The following is a 24,496-nucleotide window of genomic DNA, read 5'->3' on the forward strand; positions in this document are numbered from 1 at the left end:
TTTTATCGGCTATGGACTAATTTTTTTCATTTGTTATAATTATTATCATGGCGAATAACAGTATACCGGAAAGAAAAGATGTTCCGGATAGCGATAAATGGGATCTGACAACCTTATTTAAAACGGACGAAGATTGGGAAAAGGCTCTTTCGCAGATAGTTTCTGCGGCCGAAAAGCTTTCAAAATTTAAAGGAAAACTTTCGCTTTCAAGCGGAAATCTCCTTTCCGCTCTAAAGTTAAGCGAAGAGCTTTGGAAAAACGCAGAACTCGTCGGAAATTATGCGGGGCTTCAGCACACGGCCGACGAGAGCGACAGTGCGGCAACCGACCGCGTAGGGCGCTATTCCATGGCGTATTCAAAAGCTTCCGCAAAACTCAGTTTTTTTGATGCGGAAATTCTTTCAATACCGGATGAAAAAATCCGCGCTTGGACGGCTCTTCCCGAATTTGCAGATTATAGGGTTTACCTTGAAAAACTTTTGTATCTAAAGCCCTATGTCCTTTCCGAAAAAGAAGAGCGCATCATGGCGCTGCAATCGGAAGCGGCGGAGGCTCCTCAAAAGACCTTCAGCGTGCTTAGCAACGTGGATCTTTCTTTCGGCGACATTGAAATAAACGGCAAAAAAGAACCTCTTACACAGGGAACCTGGAGCCGGTTTATGGACAGCAACGACAGATCAGTCCGCGAAAATGCCTACAAAAAGTTTTACGGCGTATTTGAGCAGCATCAGCATACCTTGGCCGAATTGTATGCGGGATCCGTCAATCAGGACGTATTTGAAATGCGCGCTCGCGGTTACAAATCGAGCTTGGAAAAGGCCTTGTACAAGGATAAGGTTCCGACGAGCGTCTATCACAATCTCATAGAAACCGTTCATAAAAACCTTCCCGCGCTGCACAGGTTTTACGCGCTTCGCAAAAAAGTTCTTAAACTTGACGAACTTCGCCACTATGATGTATACGCTCCTCTTGTAAAAACGGTGGACGTTAAAATTTCATATGACGAGGCCGTCGATATTTGTAAAAATGCTCTTTCCGTTTTGGGCGGCGAGTACACCGATATTCTCTGCGGCGGGCTTAAAAACGGCTGGGTAGACCGCTATGAAAACAAGGGAAAAAGAAGCGGCGCGTTTTCATCGGGAGCTTACACGGGTTATCCTTACATTCTTATGAATTATAAGGATACTGTCATACGCGACGTCTTTACACTGGCGCATGAAGGCGGACACTCGATGCATTCTTGGTATTCCGCGCACAACAACCCTTTTATGCAATATAATTATACGATCTTTGAAGCGGAAGTTGCGTCTACGTTTAACGAAGAGCTCGTGTTCAGGTATCTTTTTAAAAACGCAAAAGGCGACGAAATGAAAACCTACCTTTCGGCTATGAGGGCGTGCGACATTACGGCCACTCTTTACCGGCAGACTATGTTTGCCGAGTACGAGCTTAAAACGCACGAACTTGTGGAAAACGGAACACCGCTTTCTGCAAAAGTTCTTAGAAAAACTTACCGAGCCCTATTGGAACAGTATTTCGGTCCTGAAATGTGTTTTGAGCCCAACAGCGACATGGAAGGGCTTAGAATACCGCATTTTTATTCCGCATTTTATGTGTATAAATACGCTACGGGAATATCGGCTGCGCTTGCTCTTGCGGACAGGGTGTTGAACGGCGGTCAAAAAGAAAAAGACGATTATTTCAAATTTTTAAAGGCGGGCGGAACTTATTATCCGATAGAAACTCTAAAAGTCGCAGGGGTGGATATGTCGAGTGCCGCTCCGGTGCAAGCTGCGCTTGACGTGTTTACGCAATTAATTGCGCAGCTTGAAAATATGCTCAAGATTTAGTACCGTTATACCGATGCTATAGATATACAAGTCTGTATAAACTCACGGGGGCATTCGTTGGAAAAAGAATTATTTTATTCTTTTATGAAAAAAATACCGAAGGCGGAAATTCATCTTCACATTGAAGCCGTAGCCAAACTTCATTCCATAGAAAAACTTTATGAAAAACGATTTGGAAAAAAAATAACGGATGCCGAACGGGACTCTTTTTTTTCATATACGGATCTTAACGGTTTTATTCAGGCCTTTTTAAAAGTTCAGGATCTGTTTTTGTCCGTCGACGATTTCAATTTGGTTTTTGAAGATTTTGCCGAATACTTGTCTGAAGATAATATCGTTTATTGCGAAGCCTTCTTTGCTCCTTCAGCCTTTATAAAAAAAGGTTTTAACTACAAGGACATGATCGACGTCTTTACCAAAAATATAGTAAAGATAAAGCGGAAAAAAAACATAACGATAAAGCTTCTTCTCGACGTGTCGAGAACGTTCGGCTGTGAAAACGCAATGCGGAATTACGCTCTTTTAAAGCAATTTCCCTGCGAACATATCTTAGGCATAGGGCTCGGCGGAGCCGAACAAAAAGGACCTGCGCGCGAGTTCGAGCCTGTTTTTACACAGGCGCACAAGGACGGTTTTCACGCTGTGGCTCACGCAGGAGAAGACGTAGGGCCGGAATCCGTGTGGGATTCAATAAATCTTTTGCATGCCGAAAGAATAGGGCACGGAATTACGTCCGTAGAGGATCCCAAGCTTGTAGATTATTTAAAAGACACGCAGCTTCCGCTTGAAATTTGCCCCACAAGCAATGTGTTTACAAAAAAAGTGGTTAAAAAGATTGAAGATCATCCTATAAGGCAGCTTTACGATAAAAATGTTCTTGTAACCGTGAATACGGACGATCCGGTGTTTTTTAAAGTCGGCCTTATAGACGAATACTGGAATCTTTACAGCAAACTGAATTTTACTATGGATGAAATCAAACAGCTCGTCATAAACGGTTTTAATTCAACCTTCCTATCTGATGCCGAAAAAAAATCATACATTAAAAACGTAAAAGCCGCGTGGAAAAAAGCATCCGCCGAATAAACAGATAATCGCTGCCGAATAAGCGTGTGCCGTCGGGCGCACAGCAACGCTTTTTCCGGCCTGCAGTCGCCCTGTAAAATACTTATAAACTGTAAAACGCCTGTTACCAGCTGCCGCTGGCTCCTCCTCCGCCGAAACTTCCGCCGCCGCCGCTAAAACCGCCTCCCGAACTATGTCTCGAGCCGCCAAATCCTGTTGAACCGTCGAACCCTCCGAGACCTCCTAAAAAAACGCTTCTGCCTAATCCCCCGTATCCAGTTCTCGAGGCAGATGAACCAAATGTTCCTTGCGGATTTGAACGCGGCTTGAATTTGGAAGCTATTCCCATTATGAATATTAAAAAGTATATTACCAAAAAAGCGAAAACCGGCAGCGGAAGGCCGTCTTTTTCTTCTGTCCCGGTTATAAGGGGATTAAGAGAATCCTCGTTTTCCTGAATGTCTTGCCCCGCCGCTTTTAGTACTACGGCGCTAAGCCCTTGTTCGAGTCCTTTTGCGTACGCATCCTGTCTAAAGTACGGAATCATAACCTGCCTTATTATAAGACCGCAGTATGCGTCCGTAAGAACTCCTTCAAGCCCGTAGCCAACTTCTATGCGCACCTTGTGTTCGTTCAACGCAAGCAACATGAGAACGCCGTTGTCCTTTCCTTTTTGTCCGAGTTTCCAGTTTTCCGCCACGCGCATGCTGAAAGATTCTATTTCTTCTCCGTTTAGGGATTTGACGGTTAAAAGAGCGACTTGTATTCCCGTTTTTTCGTTTACATTGTTGAGGTAAGATGACATCTTTTCCTTTGCCGTTGCGGTCAATATATTTGCGGTATCTGTTACGGCTCCTTCCATCTTAGGTATAGAATTTTCTTTTGCGTGTACGCTTGTAAATATGAATAAAGTTAAAATTATCATATTCAGTTTTTGCCTGTAGTTCATCTTAACCTCGCGAGATTTAATGTTCGCTCTGTGTGCGGCCGCATTCCGCCGGCACAACGTTGGCGGGCAAGTCACAAAACCGCTAATCCGTCCGGCAATTCGGAGCGGTCTTCATTTTTTTTAGGAAAGTGCTTTGCCAAAAGAACGCCGCATTCTTCCAGAGCGCAGAGAAAGGCCTTTTCGCCCGATCCCTTTCCCAAATCCGAAGCGAGTTTTGCCGCTATTTTATCCCATACCGCCTGTTCTATTTTTTGCGCAATTCCCGTGTCGGCCAAAATAAAGACGTGTTTTTCAAGGTAAGAGGCAAAGATAAGCACTCCCGATCTGTCGCTTGTCTTGTATACGCCGCTTTCGGAAAAATAGCGCAAGGCTCTTTCGTATACGCTTTGCCTAAAGACGCTTTTGGGCACTATCAGGCGGTCGATCGCTCTGATATTTGCAAGAAAAAAAACCGCGATGATCGCCGATAAAATTCCGCATCCGTATACAAAGGGCATGTACCATGCGGGAACTACCCAAAAAAACCGTGCGGAAAACTGCATGATATTTTTTGCAAAGGGTAAAAGGAGCGCAAAAAATACCGCCGAAGCTATTACGGCTGCAAAAAGTTCCCAAAACGCATAGGAAGAACTTTCCGCCGTCAGAGCCAAAGCTATTTCACCGCTCGTTGCGCTTTCGATCTTTTGAACGGAGCTTTTTATAACTGCAAAAGCTCTTTCGTTCAATCCGAGATCCTTTAACATTTTGCCGGTTTTCATAGATTTCATTTTATCCGATTTGCCTGAAAAAACGGATTAAAAACTAACCTGCGGAGCCGTCTGCGCCGCGTCCGATGCCGTAAAATACTGTTTTGCCCTAAAGCCCGACATATTCGCTATGATAACGCGCGGAAATTGCCGGATGAACGTATTGTATTGCTGGGCGGCATCGTTAAAACGCTTTCGCTCCGTTGAAATACGATTTTCGGTTCCTTCCAGCTGATCCTGAAGCGCCAAAAAATTGGAGTCGGCTTTAAGGGCCGGATAGTTTTCAGTTATCATCAAAAGCCGCTGCAAACTCGAACTTAGATTGTTTTGGATTTGCTGATATTTTTTAAAACTTTCAGGGTCGTCCAAAACGTTACTGTCTATGTTTACGGTTCCGCCCGCCGCAGCGCGTGCTTTTGCAACATTTTCATATACTTCGCTTTCGTGAGAGGCATAAGCTTTTACCGTCGCCACAAGGTTGGGAATAAGATCCATGCGCCGCTGATATTGGTTTTGAACCTGCGCCCATTGGCTTGTCACGGCCTCGTCCATTTCTACCATACGGTTGTAATTGCCCGTCCAAAATCTGTAAAAACTTAAGCCGATTATCGCTATCGCCGCCAAGACGATAAGAAGCAGCTTTGTCCCTTTTTTCATTGAAAACTCTCCTGTGGGAACATATAAAAATCGCTGAAGGCGGATTTTTTCAAGATGCCCCTATTCTTAAAAATTAAGGATCATACGGATTATAGTCAATAGATTCGTTAAAGTTTTAGGCGAATCCCTAATTCTTCAAACAACCAATCGGAACAACCAGAACTCCGTCCTCTCTTTTGTACGCATACCGGCCGACTCCGGTTAAAACCATCAAGAACGAAGGCTCTTTCATCTTGGAAGTATCAATTTTGGAGCCTAGCTTTTTCAAATTTTCTGCACCTTCTTCTATACAGATTATCGCCACCGAGCTTTATTTCAATTAAACCATATTTACTATTTCTCAGATGAATAACTGCATCACATTCCAAACCTGTGTTATCGCGATAATGATAAACTGAACCGTCAAGGCTTTCTGCAAATACACGCAAATCACGGACACAAAGAGTTTCAAAGAAAAGCCCGCAGGTGTTCAAATCATTCAGCAAATCTTCAGGTCCGATTCCAAGACTTGCAACGGCAATTGAAGGGTCAACATAGTAACGAGTATCAGATGTTCGGATTGTAGATTTTGAGCGTAGATTAGGATTCCATGCCGTCATATCTTCAATCACAAAGATTTTTTTTAAGGCTTCTATATAGGTGTGAACAGTATCTTCATTTACGCTGGAAACATCGTTTGCCAGAATGTCATTTGCAACTACTGTTGTTGCAATCCGGCTGCCTTGATTACGTGCAAACGAACGCATTATCCGCTTTACGCGCTCTTCATTTTTTGTGCTTCCATCAGCCCGATTTATATCATATTTTACAACTCCGTCATAATAATCAAATGCCTGCTGTAAAGCCGGTTTTTCATTCAAATCAATTGCTCCAGGCCATCCGCCACGGCAGATTAAGAAAGCGAGTTTCTCTATATTATTATGATTCTCTCCATCTACATCAAGATTACCGTTAAACAGTTCTTTTAAGCTGACTTCGCCCGATGATTCTCCTGATTCAAATAGCGACATCGGTCTCATCAAAAGCCATGAAAATCGGCCTGTACCGGAATGAGTGATTTCTTTAGTATCCGGAGGAACCGCCGAACCTGTAAGGATGAACTGTCCCATTTTAGCGCGCCGATCTACTTCATATCTTATTGTATCCCAGAGAGAAGGTGCCAGCTGCCATTCATCAATAAGGCGGGGAACTTCCCCCTTTAAGAGTCTCAGCGGATTTAATTTTGCAAGGTTTAGATACTGCTCTTTTTCTGTAGGATTGTCCATGCGCAAAACACTTGCAGATTTCTGTACAGCAGTTGTTGTTTTGCCGCACCATTTAGGGCCTTCTATGAGAACAGCTCCTTTTGCTTCGAGTTTATCTTGTAAGATTGTATCAACAATACGAGTTCTATATTTATTATTGCATTTTTCGGCGTTTTGTAAAGATATTTTTCGGCGAGTTGGAATGATTTTTTTCGGCGTCTTAGCTGGCTTTTATTCGGTGAGTCGACGTATCATGTCCTTGCCGTGAATAATAAAAATCTCAGGCCTAACTCTTACGTTTTACCGGAACGGTGCAGCCATGTAAGTTCGTGTTTGTTGTAATTGAGATGCACGATGCGGCTTTCAGGCAGATTTTCAAATTCCTTTATTAAATTCCAATCGATCTTATCCTGCGTTTCCGTTTTTATTTTCATCTTTATAGTGCAGATCATGTTTTTTGCAAGCCCGCTTTCTACCCATCCTTGAACCCATTTATACAAACGCTCCGGATAGCATATTACGTCGCTGAACACCCAATCGAAGGCTCCCAGTTCTTCGGGTTTTAGGGTAAAGGCGTCGTGTTTTATAAATTTTACAAGCGGATCTTTCATAAGGCCGGGAGCAAGCTCCGCCCTGTCTACCGCAAGAACGTCGCAGCCGAGCTCCGCAAGCACCCACGTCCAGCCGCCGGGACTTGCGCCCGCGTCAAGGCAGCGGTCTTTCGCTTTAGGAAACCCCGTACCTAAAAGACAATCGGCCGCGCATAGCGCTTCCTGAAGTTTTAAATAAGCGCGGCTCGGGGGATCTTTGTGATTTTCTTCAAAGTTTATCGTTCCTGCCGGCAAAAAGCTCGTCGTTTTTGCGGAAGCTATGATAGTATGTTCGTCTATGAGCGTGTACAAGCCTATGGGGCTTTTAGGTATGCAAAAAGGAAACTTTTTAGGCTTTAAATTTATATAGGGAAGACTTTCTTGAATGAAATTCGAGCGTCTGAACAGCCTGTACGTGTACGGCGCCCAGTTTCTTTGAATTTCTTTTAGAGAATTTGCCGCTTCTTTGCAGGAATCGAAATGCAGCAAAAACGGCTCCGTCATTGCAGTTCTACACCAGTAAGGAAGGCTGCCGGCAGGCCAATCGGAAAAGTAAAGCAGATCGCCGTAGGCGGCGTCGGGCGGCCGTTTTATTCCAAGCCGGTCTCTTAATTCTTCCAAAAAAAGACCTTCCGTTCCGTGGAACGCTAATAAGGCTGCTCCTGACAGTTTTTCTGTGCGGCAGGACATAGAATTCAGCTTATAAAATCGTTTTTTAAATCCATTTCGTCATCCGCAAGCTTTTGAATATAATCGTTAAAACGGGCGGTGTCGGGTGATCGAAGGAATTCAAAACCTATCAAAGTGGAACCGTCGTCTTCTTTAAGCCATTGAGGATGGCATATAAGTACGAACAAAAGCGATTTATCCATTTGCGTAAATTTTATTTTAAGCGTATAGTCAAGATCCATATCTATCGTTAAAGAAAGTGGAAAACGCACTTTGCAGCCGGACTTGCTTATGTCCGCAAGAGCGCCGTGAATTTGACATATATCGGGAGCTTCGACGCGTGCAAAAGTATTAAAGCGTTCAAATCTCCTCTGGATCTTTGCCATGGATAAAGTATGCCTTTTTTATCGATCGCCGTCAAGAATAGCCGTAATAATTTTGACAATAAAGCGAATACAATGTAAATTTGTTTTAACGAACAAAAAATATCAGCTACGGAGGTTTTTATGGAAAACAAGGTTATGGACGCCCTGCTGTCACGGCGCAGCTGCCGCTCTTATACAGGCGAAATGCCCACATCGGAAGAGTTAAAGGCCATTCTAAACGCGGGACTTTACGCTCCCAGCGGAAAAAACAACCAGACATCCGTAACGGTCTGCGTTACCGATAAAGCCGTCCGCGACAAATTGTCCTGCCTTAATGCGGAAGTTCTCGGGCGCGACGGCGATCCGTTTTACAGAGCTCCCGCCGTAATAGCTGTTTTAGGCGACAGCACGTGTCCTCTTTACGTTCAGGACGGCTCTCTTGTAATGCAAAATCTGATGCTGGCCTCTTATTCTTTAGGCCTTGCTACGTGCTGGATAAACAGGGCGTATGAGGTTTTCCGCTCTCTTGAAGGCAAAAAGATCAAACAGGGATGGAAAATTCCGGAACAATATGAAGGTATAGCGTTCTGCATAGTAGGACATGCTTCAGGCGCTATGGACGAAGCGAAACCGCGCCGCAGCGGCCGCATTATATTTGTGTAACTTCGACGACTAAAATGCAAGGTTTATTCAACAAAGTCCGCTGCTGCCCCGAAAGCAGAAATTGGGAGCAATGCATTTTACGCGAAAGCCGGCTTTATTCGCGCGGAAATGATATCCGAAGCGATTTTGAACGCGATTATACGCGTATTCTGCATTGTCAGGCTTACAGACGCTTAAAGCATAAGACTCAGGTGTTTTTTTCGCCTCATAACGATCACGTGTGCACCCGCATGGAACACGTGCAGCACGTGGCGTCGGTAGCTTGCACCATTGCAAAATATTTGGGACTCAACACGGAACTTGTCGAAGCCATAGCGCTTGCTCACGACATGGGGCATGCGCCATTCGGCCACCACGGAGAAGATTGCCTTAACGGTCTCTTGGAAACCCGCGCTGGAGCCGGCGGTCTTAAAAAATTCTGGCACGAACGGAACAGCCTTTTTTTTGCAGATTATATTGAAACCTTGCCCGACCCCGACGGGATTGAAAGACGCCTGGATCTCACGTATGCCGTCAGGGACGGAATTATCTGTCATTGCGGTGAAATCGACCAGCAGGGAATAAAACCGCGGACTTCCGCTATAGATCTGTACTCTATGAAACGTCCCGGGCTTATACAGCCTTATACGTGGGAAGGCTGTATTGTAAAAGTTGCGGACAAGATCGCCTACCTTGGGCGCGACCTTGAAGACGCAAGAACTTACCACATCCTTGACATGGGGGCTTACAGGCGCCTGCGGGAGATAGTTCTTGTTACGCTCGGTCTTAACGATAAGGGAAAAAAGGCTTTGCGGAGCGGAAAGGCGGTAAACACTACCGTTTTGATCAATGATTTGATCGTCGATCTGTGCGAACAAAGCTCCCCCGAAAAAGGGCTGTGCTTTTCGCCGGAATATTTTTCGTTTCTTCTTGAGCTGAAAAAATTCAATATCGCGCACATATACAGACACTGGCGCCTGGTAGAATTCGGAAAGTACGCTACGAACATTATTGAAACGCTTTACAGAACTCTTTTAAGAACGCAGCCTTACGCACAAAACGGAAGGATCGCCTCTGCGCTGCGCAATTATCCCAATCTGTGCAAAACCTTTGAGGAATGGCTTTTAAAATATTCGGATTATAAAAAACAGGGACATGACGGCATTTTCGGGACTCTGAAATACGATACGAAGGTTGTTTTTTTTGTAAACGACAACGAATCTTTTAAAAAGTGCATAATCGAATACATTTCGGGAATGACCGACCAGTATGCTACGACCGTGTATCAGGAAATAATTTCTTTTTAAAATCGATCGATAGATCGATCAAACCCTGTGCATTGCGGAAAACACTTTTTCGTTCATGACGTTGATTTCAACCTGCATTTCTTTACTGATCTTATCCATCTCTTTGCGTAGATCGTCGATGGAAATGTCGGCGGAATCAAGGTTTACCATCATCATCATAACGAAATTTCCCGACAAAACGGTCTGCGTGATATCGGCAATATTTATTGAATGTTTTGCCAAAAAGGCGCTCGTTTTTGCTATGATTCCTACCTTGTCGGAACCCACAACTGTAATAATTGCATTCATGCTCTTATTCTAGCAGCAATCATATGTTTTTTCCATACGAAAATCCTAAAGTCAACACGGGGAAAATTCCAAAGTTTTGACAGGGAATAATCCAAAGTCATGTATTTCAAGCTGTAATTTCGACTTACCAATCGTCACAAATACGGCTTTCATAATAACCGCCGCCGGCTGCTTCGATCCCCAAACCCAAAACTAATCGAAACATCATGGCTTTCTTTGTTTTTAGTTTTTCCCGGTTGCCCTTGCTTCCCGCAAATTTTTAAATAGACAAAATCTTCGGAAAACGGTATTTTAAAAGCCGCAATGCAACGTGCGCAAGATGCGCACGACTTGCACAGCTCCTAAATCTGAAGATTTACTCGCTGTGCAATTTTAAGGAATGTTTATGGCTGGTAAAGGCTCGCAAAAAAAAGCTAAAATAAAATTTAAAATCACATACAATGCGCCCGTGACGCTTACTTTTGCGCTGTTGTCGTCGCTTGTCCTGATTTCGGATTCAGTGATTTTTAACCACAGGCTCATAACTGCGCTTTTTGTTTCTCCCGGATGTCAGGGATCCGTCTATGCCTTCGATTGGCACAACGGGCTTGATTATTTTAAGCTTTTTTCACACATACTCGGGCACAGCGACTGGAACCATCTGCTGTCGAATTTCGGATTTATCCTCCTTTTGGGACCGATCCTTGAAGTGCGGTACGGCTCGGCGGTTCTTTTTATCATGATTCTTGTCACCGCCTTTGTCACAGGTATAATAAACGCCTGCCTAATTCCTTCCCCATTGATGGGTTCAAGCGGCATAGCGTTTATGATGATATTGCTCGCTTCTTTTGCGACTATGTCGCGACACGAAATTCCTCTTTCGTTCCTGCTGATCTTGGGGCTGTATATAGGGAGGGAGCTGTTTAACAGGAGCCGGGATTCGGATATCGCAACCTTTGCCCATATAGCCGGCGGAATATGCGGAAGCATGTTCGGATTTCTTGCGTCGCCGACAAGACAATCGTCCGCCGGCAAAAGAAGCGCAAAAAAAGACAAAAAAGAACAGCCGGAAGAAATTTTTCCGGCTGACGACATTCCTCAATAAATATCCGCAAAAGCAGATTATTTTTTTGCAAAAATAGGGCGAACCTTCGTTACGTTTTCAATGGTCGCAAGAGCTCTGAGCGTTTCTTCAGGAACCGTTCCGTCCACGTCAATGATATTGTAAGCCAGTTCCCCCTTGTTTTGGTTTATAAGTCCTGCAATATTAAGATTTGCATCGCCTAGAATTGTCGTGAATTTTGCCACCATCGCAGGCGCGTTTATGTGAGAGATGCAGAGCCTTGTTCCTCCGCCGGGTATCGGATTTTCACTTACGCATTTCGGAAAATTAACCGAATTGGTGATGTTTCCGTTTTCCAAAAAATCGCGGAGTTCTTTTACAGCCATCAATGCACAGTTTTCTTCCGCTTCGGGAGTTGACGCTCCGAGGTGCGGCATGCATATTATCTTGTCGTTATTAAGTATGTCTTCAGACGCAAAATCGGTGACAAAGCACGAAACTTTTCCGCTTTTGAGGGCTTCAAGCATATCCGCATTATTTACCAGCCCGCCGCGCGCTATGTTGATTATCTTTACGCCGTCTTTCATAGCCTTCAGCGTGTTCGCACATATAAGACCTTTCGTGTCGTCCGTCTGCGGAACATGAAGAGTGATGTAATCCGCCTTTGAAAGAAGCGTATCCAATGTTTCTGCGTGCTTTACGTTTTGATTCAGCCGCCATGCCGAATCAACCGACATGAACGGATCGAAACCTATTACTTCCATGCCGAGCTCGACGGCAGAATTTGCAACCATCGCTCCTATGACGCCGAGTCCTATGACGCCGAGCCTTTTACCCATGATTTCATTGCCTATGAATTGAGACTTTCCTTTTTCCGTAAGCTCTTCAATTTCATCGCCCTTACCGGCAAGGCCGTTTATCCATTTTGTCGCCTGAAAGACGGGGCGGCTTGAAAGCAGCAGCGACAGGATGACAAGCTCTTTAACGGCGTTAGCGTTCGCTCCGGGCGTATTGAACACTACGATCCCTTTGCCGGTAAGCTCCTTTATGGGAATATTGTTCGTACCGGCTCCGGCGCGGGCCACCGCTTTTACGGTTTCTTTTATTTCCATGTTGTGCATATCCTGAGAACGCACCAGAATTGCGTCCGGATCCTGGATGGACGAAGCTATTTCATAGTCGTCCCGCGGGAATTTATCCAGTCCTCTTGCCGAAATCTTATTTAAGGTTTGTATTTTAAACATTTGTCTTCTCCTTGATTCGCGATGTTTCAGCGGTCGAAATTAAACTTCTCCTATTTCGTGCGCGTGCCCCGCAACGAGCGCGTAAGCGCGAAGTTTCGAGCGGCGCACAGTTAAAGGCGAAAGCGCACTGCCGCCGATAAGCGGCCGCTCGAAACGGTCAAAAATTTTCTTTTGCAAATTTTTCCATAAAAGCGATAAGTTTTTGGACACCTTCGATCGGCATGGCATTGTATATCGAAGCTCTCATTCCCCCGACGGTTCTGTGCCCGGCAAGGTTTACCATGCCCTGCGCCGCCGCTTCCGACACGAATTTTTTGTTTATAACTTCGGCCTTTTCTGCGTCCGGTTCCTTTGTAAGAAAGGGAATGTTCATTATCGATCGGCTTCCCTTTTCTACGGTCGAACGGTAAAATTTGCTGTTATCCAGATAATCATAAAAAAGTTCGGCTTTTGCATAATTTTGCTTTTTCATGCCTTCGGCGCCCCCGTTTTTTTCGATCCAGTCAAGAACCTTCCCCATAACGTATACCGTGTAGCACGGAGGCGTGTTGTACATGGACATTTCGTCGGCGTGCGTTTTGTAATTGAGCATCGTGGGAGTTCCCTTGAGCGGAGATCCTGTTATGAGATCGTTTCTGATTATGACAAGGGTAACTCCTGCCGGCGCAAGATTTTTTTGCGCGCCCGCAAACAAAATCCCGAATTTCGTAACGTCGAGCGGTTCCGAAAGTATGCAGGATGAGATATCGGCTACTAGCGGAATATCGCCGGTGTCCGGAATGTATTCAAAATGTGTTCCTTTTATGGTGTTATTAAAGCACACATAAACATAATCGTAATCGCCGCTTATTTTTTCAAGTTTGGGAATATAGGAAAAATTCCTGTCTTCCGAACTTGCAATTACATCTACGTCCACAAATTTTTGAGCTTCTTTGATCGCCTTGCTTGCCCAGATACCGGTGTTTATATAGGCAGCCCTGCCTTTTTTTACACCCAGATTCATCGGAACCATGGCGAACTGTGTTGATGCTCCTCCCTGTAAAAACAATACAGTGTAGTTATCAGGAACGTTCATGAGCTTGCGGACTTTTTTTTCACAGCCTTCGATTATAGGCTTATAATCTTTTGATCTGTGGCTCATTTCCATGACGGACTGACCGGTGCCGTTATAGTCGAGCATTTCATCCGCACATTCTTTGAGAACTTCTTCCGGAAGGCAGGACGGTCCCGCCGAAAAATTGTAAACTCTTTTCATTTTACCTCTCTCCTCGTGTATTTTATCCGCCGTTGGCAGCGTTTGCCGCTATCGGCGTCAGTAGTTGCAGGCCTCAGTTGCTGCCGGCGTCAGTCGGTGTCTGTACCCGCCGCGCATTCCGCAGCAAGGTTTGTAAGCACCGTTACGGGTGAAGCGTTTTCAACTGCAATATTTACGGGCAACGAAAGCATCACCGCCGTATAATTGACGATTCCCTTTATTCCGGCGTTTACCAGTCGTTCCGCCATTTTTTGCGCGTCGCTTTCAGGCACGGCGAGCAGCGCAAATTTTATATTCTGCTGCGCAATTACGGTTTCCAGCTTTGACGCGGGATAGAGCGGAAACGTTGAACGCAGAATTTCAGTCCGGTTAACGTTCGAATCAAAACCTGCAATCAGCGTAAACGGCGAGCCTTCAAAGAGCCGGACTTCAAGCAGCGCCGTTCCGAGACGTCCCAAGCCGACTATGCAGCAGTTTTTTTTACCGCCGGCCGCTTCGCTTATTTTAAGCCCCTCACATATCGCGTCGTACAAATCTTTTACGGCATATCCGTTAGAAACGCCGCCCTTATATCCGAGCGTAAGAATATCTCTTCTGATAAGGGAATCCGACCATCCTGTCAAAGACTGTATGGTTTTGGAAGTTATCTTTTCGGACTTTTGTACGGACAAAAGCGCCGCCAACCGGACCAAGCGCCGTTTTGCTGCTTTGGGTATCTGCCTCATGTCTAATGAATATTAGATTTTGGCGTGAACGGCGTCAACATCGAAAATCCGAAATTCGCTTGATTTTAAAAGGAAATGCAAAAAAATGCTGAAATTTGTCGTTTATTGTGATTTATTTCACAGTAAATGCCGGAAGACACGCTGTAGAAAAGTGTGCGGAAAAAGCCGGCGGCGGATTATTTTATCATTGCAAGTTTTACACCCTTCGGCGTTTCAGGCTGATATAATCTGGCTATCTCATTTGAAAAGGTTGACTCCAGCCCCGATCGGTAGCGCATGATTGCGTCCACATAGTTCAGAGTTGACCGGGGCGTATTGTTCCTTCTGACTCTGTTCGCTCCGGCGTTGTACATGGCAAGAGCCGTAACTTCCTCTTCGCCTAGATCAAGGCAAAAGCGAAGGTGCTTCATTCCGTATTTTGCGCTTACCGTCGGATCATAAAAATCCGTTTCGCTTAGGTGCGGAAAAGAAAAGCTGTTGAGCTGAAACAGGCCCCTGTCGATCGAGGAATTAGTATTTTTATTTGCGGCTTTAGGATTAAACCGGCTTTCTACGTAAGCCAAAGCAAATGCCAGAGATAGCGGGATGTCGTTTTTATTCGCTTCCTGCAAGATTGCGTAAGCTATCTCTTTATTTCCGGTGATATTTATGTAAAACCATTCTACGGCCGTTTTTGAACGCGCCTGCCTGTACAGTTCCAGCCCTTTGTCCGCGCGCTTCGAGTGCTGCAGCACAACGTTGGAAGGCGAAAAGATATTTTCCGAAAGATCCGCTGCGGCTTCGGCAAAAAAATTGTCGCCCGTGATCAGCTTGCCCAGCGTTTCCTGAGGCGACGGCATCTTTGCCGGCAAAAAAAACGCAACGGCAAGAGCGGCTGCGGCAAAGAAAACGCAAAACCCGATCGTTTTCAGGAGCAGCAATTGCATGTTTGAGTGCCTGTAATTATTGGACGTTTGATTCTTTTCCATTCGCATAAAACAGACATATATTTACATAAAATTGAATTTTTATCAACAGTTTCGATGAAAATTTTGCATAGTCATGAAAACCGTGCGTTTTTATGGCTTTTAACGCTTTCAATACATCACGATATCCGTATTTGCTATGCCGCTCATGCAATGTGCTTTTTCAATTTCACTCTGTTCGGCAAAAAAAATATAATGTTCGTGCTTCTTTTTCAATTCCGAAATATATTCGGCGGCAAGGCTTTTTTCGCCCAGCAGCCCGCCGGCCAACAGTTTTTCAGGAATCGCAAAGCCTATCACCGACTCGCAATCCTTTATGCGGCGCGCTGCGTGGCTCACGGCGGCGATAAACGAGCCTTGAGAATCGCTCGAACCGGCTTGCAATGACCGTATGTCAGAATCATTTTCAAGGCGAGGCGCAATAACAACGTTGATTTCGCTTTTTTCTATCGCTTTTAGAAAGTCCCTAAGAGAGGCCAGAGCGGTTTCATTATACGCGCCGGAAGAAATTTCCATAAAACTTTGCGGCAAGTCTATAAAAAGAAATTTGTTTTTTGCGGCGGCCGGTTCGCCTTCGGCTTTTTTTAAAATATCGATTTCAAACGTGCCTTTATAGACGTCGGCCGCTTCAGTCCGCACGGGACAAGAAATAGGAATTTCCGTAACACCGTCGGCGCTTAACAGTTTATTGGACTTTACGGTGAATTTCGCTTTGATTTTCATGCGCACAGTAAGTCGATAAAAGACAGCTTTTACAGCGGCGGAGTTTATTCCGTTAAAATCTTTATGACGTCGGCTTTGTCCTGAGTGTTCAGAATCTGCTGGCGCTTATCCGCGCTTTTGAACAGAAGGCTTACTTCCGCCAAAAATTGAAGGTGCGGCCCCGTCTTGTTTACCGGAGAAAGTGTCATAATAAAGATGCGGCAAGGCTCCTGGTCAAGCGAATCAAAATCGACCGGCTTGTCGGATATGCCTATGCAGGCTACCAAATCGGATACGGTATCGGTTTTTCCGTGCGGAATGGCGATACCGTGCTTCATTCCTGTCGACATCTTGCGTTCACGATCCAACACACATTCAAGCGCAGCCTTTTTATTTGTAACTTTCCCGGCCTTTACGAGAATATCCAACATTTCATCAATAATTTCTTCTTTTGTGCTCCCCTTGAGGTGGAGATTTACCATGTCGGTTGTTAAAACAGTTCTAAGATCCATGATATAAGTGTATGTTTACTTTTTGGAAAAGTCAAGAAAATAACGGCTCTTATTCGGTTATCGGCAATGAATTTTAAGCGAAAACAAAAACGGCCAAATAGCGAATTTTGAAAATACCGGCTAATAATTCTAGGATTTCTGCGGGAACGCTTTGAGGTTCCCGATTGCGTTTTTATCGCCGTATCGCTATCATTCTTTTTAATGAACGAATCCGATAAATTTATTGCCGACCTGAAGCGCATCGTTAAATATGAGCGCGCAAAAAACGGCGGCAGACTTAATATTCATGACGTTTGCAAAGCTATGGCGGATTTTTTTGTAAAGGCCAATCCCCCTGCGCCTTCGCTTGCCGCCGGGGTTTTTGACTATTGGAAGGGAACTTATGTCGATTCTTCTTCGAACATCGACCTTGAGCCTACGGAAGAAAATCTTTACAGACTCTGCGCAATGAAAAATTTTCTCTGCGGTGTTGACGATAAAAATGAAATTCTTTGTGAACGGGATTGGAAAGAATTGTCCGAAGCGGTCAGGTTTGAAGCCGAGGATATTCCGCTTGACCTGTTGGAGCGGATGATGGCGATCGTCGTCGATAAAGACGCGCTTTGAACGTTTTGAATTTTATTCAGCGCATATTCGAGCTTCATATGCACGACCGTTTGTCTTTATATAAAAAATGTTTTCAGTGCCCGCGCAAATGCGGAACCGACAGAACGGGCAAAAAAACAGGGGTATGCGGCGAAAGTAAAAGTATAAGAATAGCCTCCGCTTGCCTGCACTTCGGCGAAGAGCCGCTCGTCACCGTTTACGGCGGAAGCGGAACCGTTTTTTTTACGGGCTGCACGCTTAAATGCGCCTTTTGCCAAAACTATCAGATTGCGCAGCAGGGAATGGGAAGAGACGTTTCTTCAGACGAATTTATAAGTATATGCTTGAAGCTTCAGGACGCCGGAGCGGAAAACATAAATCTTGTTACGGCAAGTCATTGCATTCCCAAACTGGCCGAATACTTACGCGGCGCAAGGCGTGCGGGTCTTACAATCCCGTTTTGCTGGAATTCTTCCGCATATGAAAATGTCGAAATGCTTGAGCTTTTGCGGGGGACAGTTACGGTATGGCTTCCAGATCTTAAGACCCTGAGCGCTGCGCTTGCAGGCCGGCTGTTTGCAGCGGAAGATTACCCTCAAACAGCCGTAAAGGCGATTTTATGGATGATGGAAGCGTCTCCTTTAAAGCTTGTTAAAAAGAATTCGGACGGAAGCACAAAAGAAAAAATACAAAGCGGGGTCATAATACGGCATTTGTTCCTCCCCGGGCGTTTTGAAGAAACTGCGGATACCTTGGACTGGCTTAAACACAATGCGGATAAAAAAGCCGTGATTTCTCTTATGTCGCAATACACTCCCGTTCCCTTTGCGGGAACTGAAGACGAACTTTTAAAGCGCAAAAAAGCTCTTTCCGCCATAGAAAACAGACTTGTTACGGCTGAAGAATATCAAGACCTGAAAGATCTCATAGAAGCCTACGACTTTGAATATCTTTTTTATCAGGAGCTTTCAAACGACACGTCTTGGCTTCCGGACTTTAACCGACGGCAGCCTTTTTCAAACGAGCTGGCAAGGCCGTTCTGGCACTGGAAGACGGGGTTTTGCATTTAAATTTTTATTCATGCCCGTACAAAACTTACTAATCATGATATACTTTTATACATGGAAAGTGCTGCCCGCAAAAAACTTCAGCGTCTTACGGGGACTGTAATTCCCCTCGGCGCGCTCCGCACTGAAAAAAGTCCCGTCATCGGTGAATTTTTGTCATTGATCGACCTTATACCGTTTTGCCAAAAAGCGGAGCTTGAAGTCATACAGCTTTTACCCGTAAACGACAGCGGGACTCACGTTTCTCCCTACAGCGCTCTTTCGGCATTCGCCTTGCATCCTATTTACGTTTCGATTCCGGAAATCCTTGAGTTTCCTAAGCTTTATAAGAGCGACAAAGACTTTGCCGGCATCTATGACCGATTCATAAAAGAGCATTCAAAAGCCGCGTCTAAAAAAAGCAACCGCTATGACTACGAAGCGATTCTTGAAAATAAGACCGCGCTGCTGAAGCGCATTTTCGAAAAAAGCGAAATTGCCGCCGGGCATGTCGGTTCAAAACGCTGTTCGTCGGACGGGAGAGGCTTAAAAACCGCAGCCTCGGAATATGAGGACTTTTCTCTATGGCTTAAAAAAAACGGCTGGGTAAAAGGCTATGCCGTATTTAAAGCCTTAAAAGAAAAACACCTGCAGGCCTCATGGAAGACTTGGCCTGAAAAAGACCGTAAAGCCGATGCGGAGCTTTTATGGGATACCGAAGACGTAACTCGTTGTAAACTGCAGCTTTTTTACGCGTGGGTGCAATTCGTCTGCCACGTTCAGTTTAAAAAAGCAGCGGACGCCGTTGCCGATGCGGGGATACTTTTAAAAGGCGACATACCGATTTTGATGAATGAGGATTCGTGCGACTGTTGGGAAAACGGCTATGTTTTCGATCACGGTTTTAGGGCGGGAAGTCCGCCTGACGGCGACAACCCGAGCGGGCAAAACTGGGGCTTTCCCGTATATAACTGGAAACAGCTAAAAAAAAGAAATTATTCATGGTGGAAGGAGCGGCTTGCTTTTGCCTCTCAGTATTATAAGGCCTACAGGCTTGATCACATACTAGGTTTTTTTAGAATTTGGGCCGTTCCCGAAGACGATGTGTCGGCGGAACTAGGACATGCCGAGCCTTTTGTTCCTTGTACTAAAGATGAGCTCGAACGGCTGGGATTCGACGAAGGCAGGATTCACTGGCTTAGTGAACCGCACATTCCTACAAAAGTCGTTGAAGATATTACATGGAATCATGAAAACGCTCATAGAATTCTCTCAACAGTTGCAAACCGCATCGGAAGCGAAGAACTTTGGAATTTCAAAAAAGAACTGAAAGGCAGCAAGGAAATTTATTCCTTGGATTTTTCGTCTTTGTGCGCTCAGGATGCGGAAAAACGCATAAAAGACGAACTTTGTAAATATTGGACGGACAGGTGCATTCTACAGATAAAAAAAGACATGTTCGTTCCCGTGTGGAAATACAAGGATTCTACGGCATGGAAATCTTTAAACATTGACGAACGGGAAAAGCTTGAAAATCTGTTTGAAAAAAAAGATGCCGAACAAAACGAATTGTGGAAAAGCGACGCTTCTGAAATTCTTAAAGAACTCACGTCTTCGGTTAGTATGATACCCTGCGGCGAAGACTTAGGCGTTTCTCTGGAATGCGTTCCCGCTGTTATGAATCTTTGCGGAATTTTGTCGCTGAAAGTAGTGCGCTGGTGCCGTAATTGGGCGCAAGAAAAGCAGCCTTTCATTCCCTTTGAAGAATATCCGCCGTATTCGGTTACCGCAAGCTCCGTTCACGACTCTTCCACGCTGCGCCAATGGTGGGAAACAGAAAAGGATTCCGTAGAAGCTTTTATAAAGGCCTTCGCTTTGAATAAAGATTTAGATTCCGATTTTTCACCGGAAACTGCGTATCTGATCCTTGAAAAAACCGCGCATAGCGCAAGTTTCTGGTGCGTACATCCTCTGCAGGATTTTTTATACCTTGCAAAGGAATATTATCTTAACGAAAGCTCCGACGAGCGCATAAACGTGCCCGGCACAGTTACAAACACCAATTGGGTGTACCGTATGCCCGTATCCGTAGAAGAGCTTTCCAAAAACAAGAGCCTATGCGATTCGATAAAAAGAATTTCTGAAATTCACAAAGATAAAGGCGGCCAGAGATGAAAAAAGACTTACCCGTATCGTATAACGAATTTCATGTAAGTAAAACTGTAAGAGATATGTGCGGCTTCGCCGACACACTTTTTTCTTCTTCAGGCAACGTCGTTTTTAGGAACATACGCGCCGTCCGCCTTTTCGCGCAAAAACTGAACGCACTTTTTGATGCGCAAAAAACTCCGGAGCTGAAAATTTCCGCAGGAAATTTAAATGCCATGGGACTTATTGACGAAATTTTCCACATCGTAAGCATGATTTACCGGCGGGACAAATACAGGGCCGCTTTTTTTGAAGCCTTGGAAGCTCTTGATAAAAAATTCGGAAAAGAAAAAGTCGACGGCATGCTGCTCTGCTTTGTAGAAAATTTTCCGTCTACGGAAGTGTATGCGAAAAAGATTTTTGTCCGCGATTTTTTAAATAAAAAAGCGTTCGACCAAGGCGTCCGAGCGGAAAGGGAAAACCGAGAAAGCGTTTTGGAAGAGCTTATTCTGCTTTATCTTGCAAACGAAAATCCGGCTTTCAAACCTTTTAAAATTCTGTTCGACGATTCTCCTCTTAAAGAGCTTTCAATATACAAGGATGCGTGGACGGAAATCAAGGCGTTTTTTAAAGCAAAACCGGTGTTCGGACCGTTCAGCCACGATCTCATCACCATGCTGAGGGAACCTGTCATTTTCAGTCCTAACGACTTACGCGGCCAGCTGGAATACATAAAAAAACATTGGGTTCCGTTTTTCCCCGAGCTCGCGGAAATAGTTTCGCTTCTCTTGTCTTCGCTTGATCTTCTTTCCGAAGAAGCTAAAGCCGCTTGGAGGGCGCCGAATGCGGGCGGAGCTCTTCCCGACATGTCGGCGTACAGTTATGAAAATTTAATGAACGAGTACGAAAGGTTTAGTCCCGACCGGGAATGGATGCCGAAAGTGGTTCTTATGGCAAAATCCGTTCTGGTTTGGCTTGATCAGCTCGGCAAAAAATATAACAGAAGCATAACCCGTCTGGATCAAATTCCCGACGAAGAGATAAACATACTTGCCGACGAAGGCTTTACGGGGCTTTGGCTCATAGGTTTGTGGGAAAGAAGCTCTGCAAGCCGCCGCATAAAACAGCTGTGCGGAAATCCCGAGGCGGCAGCGAGCGCTTATAGCCTTTACGATTACGACATCGCAGCGAATATCGGCGGCTGGGACGCGATAAACGACCTTAGGTTCCGTCTCTGGAAGCGCGGAATAAGGCTTGCATCCGACATGGTTCCGAATCATACGGGAATGGATTCCCGCTGGATTTCCGAAAAACCGGATCTGTTTATCCAGCGCAAAGACAATCCTTTTCCTCAATACACTTTTAACGGGGAAGATCTTTCTCACGACCCGCGCATAGGCATATACCTTGAAGACCACTATTACAACAGATCGGACTGCGCCGTCGTTTTTAAGCGGGTGGACAAGGCTACGGGCGACGTTCGCTATATTTATCACGGTAACGACGGAACGGGCATGCCGTGGAACGATACGGCTCAAATCGATTTTTTAAATCCTGCCGCCCGTGAAGAAATAATCCAAAAAATTTTGCATGTCGCAAGAAATTTTCCCATAATCCGGTTTGACGCCGCCATGGTTTTGGCAAAAAAACACATACGGCGGCTTTGGTATCCGGAGCCGGGAAGGGGCGGCGACATAGCTACAAGAAGCGAAACACAGCTGTCTACAAAACAGTTTGAAGACGCCATTCCTCAGGAATTTTGGCGTGAAGTTGTGGACAGGGTTGCAAAGGAAGTTCCGGACACCCTGCTTTTGGCCGAAGCGTTTTGGATGATGGAAGGATATTTTGTTCGCACCCTCGGAATGCACCGCGTGTACAACAGTGCGTTTATGAATATGCTAAAAAAAGAGGAAAACCAAAAATACCGGGACACCGTGAAGAATACTCTTGCCTTCGATCCGCAGGTTTTAAAACGCTTCGTCAATTTTATGAATAATCCCGATGAAGAAACCGCTGTTGCCCAGTTCGGCAAGGGCGACAAATATTTCGGCGTATGCACCCTTATGGTAACGATGCCGGGACTTCCCCTGTTCGGCCACGGGCAGATCGAAGGCTTTGAAGAAAAATACGGTATGGAATACACGAGGGCTTACAAATACGAAGTGCCCGACGAAGGTCTCATAGAGCGTCATCGCAAAGTGATCTTTCCTCTCATGAAAAAACGCTACCTCTTTGCCCAGATCGACGATTTTTTGTTCTTCGACGTATGGAACGGTTCTTTTGTGAACGAGAATGTCTTTGCGTATTCAAACCGATGCGGCGACGAAAAAGCCGTAGTTTTTTATAACAACAAATATGAAAGGGCTTTCGGCACGATAAAGCAGTCGGTTCCCTATGCGGTAAATACGGGCGGCGAAGGCGAAGTTCAAATGCGCTCCAGAAGCATAGGAGAAGGACTGGGGCTCTCTTCGGAGCAAGGAAGATACTGCATATTCCGCGATCTGTCGAGCGGCCTTTGGTACGTGCGCGAAAGCTCGGATATATACCGAAACGGCCTGTTTGTGAGTTTGAACGGGTTTGAAACTCAGGTTCTGCTTGACATACGCGAAGTTGCGGACGCGGCGGACGGGAAATGGGGAATTTTGTGCAGTAATTTGGCGGGCAAGGGCGTCCCCGATCTGGAAATTGCATGGCAGGAGCTTGCGTACAAAGAACTGTATGAAGCGCTGGGCGCCTTTATGTCGGCGGAATTCATAAGATCCGTAAACGGAATTTTATATCCGGCGGATATTCCGCCTGAAACCGAAAGCGGCTCGGCTGTCCGCATGCATGGCGGCGCGGATACCGCCGGCGCGGCTGCCGAAGGCAAAAACTCCGCCTATGCGGATGCCGCAGAAAATGACTCGGCTGTCCGCGCCGCTGTGGGCGGCCGCACAGATTCTGCCGGCGCTGCCGCAGCGTTGAAATCGCTAAATTCGATCCTCGGAAAGGTAAAGCCGTATGCGCTCGTCTTTTATTCTTCGGCCGCAGAGTTTTACGCAAAAGAAAAAACCTCTGCGGATAATGAGAACTTAAAGCCTGTAGGTGCGGCAAAGATGATGAGCGCCGTAAAGACGGCGGATAGCGCAAAGCCGGTGGGCTCCGTAAAGCCGGCCTCCTTTATGCCGGAAAAAGAATTCCGCACGTTTTCAAAAAAAGCCGAAATTCTTGTCAATCTTGCCCAAAAGTCCCGAAATCTTAAATCTTCTGAAAACGATGCGCTTTCAAAATTTGCGGCAGAAAATCCTCTGTCACTGAACGCTTTGTTCTGCTTGGCGGCGACAGGCAGTTTTGCAAAAACATCGGCCGCGCTTAAATGGGCATTGCCCAGAAAATTTTGCGCTTTCTTCGCCGATGCGGGAATAACCGCTCCCGGTTTGTATAAGGATCTTGAAACTATGTTCATCTTAGGCGGATTTACTCCTTTTAAAAAGCAAAAACTTAAAAACGAGGTTTCAAAGAGCTTAATAAAAAAAGACGCATATTCGGTTGCAAAATTCATGATGAAAAGCGAATTTTCGGCCGCCTTATGCGGTGTAAATGAGTTCGGCGGAGTGCTGTGGTTTAATAAAGAAGCTTCGGAGAGATCTTTAAACCTTTTTGCCGCCCTTAACATGTTTGAACTTGAAGCCTCCGTGCGCGGAGACTCTCTTGCCGAAAAACAAAGCGCCGTCTTGAAAATGCACAAGATGCTTTCGGACGCTCAAAAAAAATCCGAGTATAAGGTGGAAAGATTCTTAAAGGAATTCGAACCTAACGGAAAGCCCTTGAAAACAGTCAAAGAAAAAAGCGCAAAGGCCGTTAAAGCGCCTGCCGAATAAGGCTCGTCGCAACTTGCAGGCGGCGCGGCATTGTCGTGAC

At 45.4% G+C, this 24,496-nt stretch carries 22 protein-coding genes; 9 read left to right on the forward strand and 13 right to left on the reverse strand.

Translation table 11 applies throughout. The features are described from left to right. The first annotated feature begins 47 nt into the window (after positions 1–47). Positions 48–1,850, forward strand: coding sequence for an oligoendopeptidase F (pepF, locus tag HRI96_RS11285; RefSeq protein WP_210117442.1), 1,803 nt, complete (start codon positions 48–50; stop codon positions 1,848–1,850). An 84-nt stretch (positions 1,851–1,934) separates the two neighbouring features. Then, entirely contained in the window at positions 1,935–2,936 is a 1,002-nt protein-coding gene (gene add / locus HRI96_RS11290) for an adenosine deaminase (RefSeq protein ID WP_256729239.1), read from the forward strand. A 103-nt stretch (positions 2,937–3,039) separates the two neighbouring features. Here the strand turns inward: add and HRI96_RS11295 are convergent, their stop codons facing one another. The 6 genes from HRI96_RS11295 to HRI96_RS11320 form a co-directional block, all read right to left on the reverse strand. Next, the gene (locus HRI96_RS11295; protein ID WP_210117444.1) at positions 3,040–3,864 is read right to left on the reverse strand and encodes a TPM domain-containing protein; all 825 of its coding nucleotides are present in this window, start codon (positions 3,862–3,864) and stop codon (positions 3,040–3,042) included. A 71-nt stretch (positions 3,865–3,935) separates the two neighbouring features. Next, positions 3,936–4,622 (reverse strand): TPM domain-containing protein, encoded by a 687-nt coding sequence (locus HRI96_RS11300; protein ID WP_210117445.1) that lies wholly within the window; start codon positions 4,620–4,622, stop codon positions 3,936–3,938. Positions 4,623–4,658: 36 nt separating this feature from the next. Continuing rightward, on the reverse strand, positions 4,659–5,267 hold the full coding sequence (locus HRI96_RS11305) for a LemA family protein (protein ID WP_210117446.1): 609 nt from the start codon (positions 5,265–5,267) through the stop codon (positions 4,659–4,661). Positions 5,268–5,509: 242 nt separating this feature from the next. Continuing rightward, positions 5,510–6,718, reverse strand: coding sequence for an ATP-binding protein (locus HRI96_RS11310; RefSeq protein WP_346267179.1), 1,209 nt, complete (start codon positions 6,716–6,718; stop codon positions 5,510–5,512). 86 nt (positions 6,719–6,804) lie between these two features. After that, positions 6,805–7,791 (reverse strand): SAM-dependent methyltransferase, encoded by a 987-nt coding sequence (locus HRI96_RS11315; RefSeq protein WP_210117447.1) that lies wholly within the window; start codon positions 7,789–7,791, stop codon positions 6,805–6,807. Positions 7,792–7,796: 5 nt separating this feature from the next. Further along, positions 7,797–8,156, reverse strand: a complete 360-nt coding sequence (locus HRI96_RS11320; RefSeq protein WP_210117448.1) for a PilZ domain-containing protein — start codon at positions 8,154–8,156, stop codon at positions 7,797–7,799. A 120-nt stretch (positions 8,157–8,276) separates the two neighbouring features. Here HRI96_RS11320 and HRI96_RS11325 point away from each other — a divergent pair, with 120 nt between their 5' ends. Next, positions 8,277–8,798 (forward strand): nitroreductase family protein, encoded by a 522-nt coding sequence (locus HRI96_RS11325; RefSeq protein ID WP_210117449.1) that lies wholly within the window; start codon positions 8,277–8,279, stop codon positions 8,796–8,798. A 14-nt stretch (positions 8,799–8,812) separates the two neighbouring features. Next, positions 8,813–10,084 (forward strand): deoxyguanosinetriphosphate triphosphohydrolase family protein, encoded by a 1,272-nt coding sequence (locus HRI96_RS11330; RefSeq protein WP_210117450.1) that lies wholly within the window; start codon positions 8,813–8,815, stop codon positions 10,082–10,084. A gap of 18 nt (positions 10,085–10,102) precedes the next feature. On the opposite strand, the gene HRI96_RS11335 is transcribed toward HRI96_RS11330, so the two are convergent. Beyond that, positions 10,103–10,372 carry an ACT domain-containing protein gene (locus HRI96_RS11335; protein ID WP_210117451.1) on the reverse strand — a complete coding sequence of 90 codons (270 nt, stop codon included), beginning with the start codon at positions 10,370–10,372 and terminating at the stop codon, positions 10,103–10,105. Between the two features lie 385 nt (positions 10,373–10,757). On the opposite strand from HRI96_RS11335, the gene HRI96_RS11340 reads away from it, so the two are divergent. After that, positions 10,758–11,456: a rhomboid family intramembrane serine protease gene (locus tag HRI96_RS11340; RefSeq protein WP_210117452.1), complete on the forward strand. Its 699-nt coding sequence runs from the start codon at positions 10,758–10,760 to the stop codon at positions 11,454–11,456. 17 nt (positions 11,457–11,473) lie between these two features. Here the strand turns inward: HRI96_RS11340 and HRI96_RS11345 are convergent, their stop codons facing one another. The 6 genes from HRI96_RS11345 to HRI96_RS11370 form a co-directional block, all read right to left on the reverse strand. Continuing rightward, on the reverse strand, positions 11,474–12,658 hold the full coding sequence (locus HRI96_RS11345; protein ID WP_210117453.1) for a 3-phosphoglycerate dehydrogenase family protein: 1,185 nt from the start codon (positions 12,656–12,658) through the stop codon (positions 11,474–11,476). Positions 12,659–12,815: 157 nt separating this feature from the next. Further along, entirely contained in the window at positions 12,816–13,913 is a 1,098-nt protein-coding gene (gene serC / locus HRI96_RS11350; protein ID WP_210117454.1) for a 3-phosphoserine/phosphohydroxythreonine transaminase, read from the reverse strand. 89 nt (positions 13,914–14,002) lie between these two features. Further along, positions 14,003–14,638: a redox-sensing transcriptional repressor Rex gene (locus HRI96_RS11355; protein WP_210117455.1), complete on the reverse strand. Its 636-nt coding sequence runs from the start codon at positions 14,636–14,638 to the stop codon at positions 14,003–14,005. 176 nt (positions 14,639–14,814) lie between these two features. Beyond that, complete coding sequence (locus HRI96_RS11360) at positions 14,815–15,606, reverse strand: transglycosylase SLT domain-containing protein (protein ID WP_256729240.1); 792 nt, start codon at positions 15,604–15,606, stop codon at positions 14,815–14,817. A gap of 108 nt (positions 15,607–15,714) precedes the next feature. Then, a complete protein-coding gene (locus tag HRI96_RS11365; protein WP_210117456.1) occupies positions 15,715–16,326 on the reverse strand; it encodes a hypothetical protein in 612 nt (203 codons plus the stop codon). A 44-nt stretch (positions 16,327–16,370) separates the two neighbouring features. After that, positions 16,371–16,817 carry a PTS sugar transporter subunit IIA gene (locus tag HRI96_RS11370; protein ID WP_210117457.1) on the reverse strand — a complete coding sequence of 149 codons (447 nt, stop codon included), beginning with the start codon at positions 16,815–16,817 and terminating at the stop codon, positions 16,371–16,373. A gap of 201 nt (positions 16,818–17,018) precedes the next feature. Between HRI96_RS11370 and HRI96_RS11375 the strand changes: the two genes are divergently transcribed. The 4 genes from HRI96_RS11375 to HRI96_RS11390 are packed head-to-tail and all read left to right on the forward strand — an operon-like array spanning position 17,019 to position 24,456. Next, positions 17,019–17,423: a hypothetical protein gene (locus HRI96_RS11375; RefSeq protein WP_210117458.1), complete on the forward strand. Its 405-nt coding sequence runs from the start codon at positions 17,019–17,021 to the stop codon at positions 17,421–17,423. Then, positions 17,420–18,472 (forward strand): radical SAM protein, encoded by a 1,053-nt coding sequence (locus HRI96_RS11380; RefSeq protein WP_346267163.1) that lies wholly within the window; start codon positions 17,420–17,422, stop codon positions 18,470–18,472. The genes HRI96_RS11375 and HRI96_RS11380 overlap by 4 nt, the downstream gene beginning before the upstream one ends. A 51-nt stretch (positions 18,473–18,523) precedes the next feature. After that, positions 18,524–20,623, forward strand: a complete 2,100-nt coding sequence (locus HRI96_RS11385) for a 4-alpha-glucanotransferase (RefSeq protein ID WP_210117459.1) — start codon at positions 18,524–18,526, stop codon at positions 20,621–20,623. Beyond that, positions 20,620–24,456 carry an alpha-amylase family glycosyl hydrolase gene (locus HRI96_RS11390; protein ID WP_210117460.1) on the forward strand — a complete coding sequence of 1,279 codons (3,837 nt, stop codon included), beginning with the start codon at positions 20,620–20,622 and terminating at the stop codon, positions 24,454–24,456. Before HRI96_RS11385 ends, HRI96_RS11390 begins: the two co-directional genes overlap by 4 nt. The last annotated feature ends 40 nt before the right edge of the window (positions 24,457–24,496 follow it).

Source organism: Treponema parvum, from assembly GCF_017893945.1.
Lineage (GTDB): Bacteria > Spirochaetota > Spirochaetia > Treponematales > Treponemataceae > Treponema_D > Treponema_D parvum_A.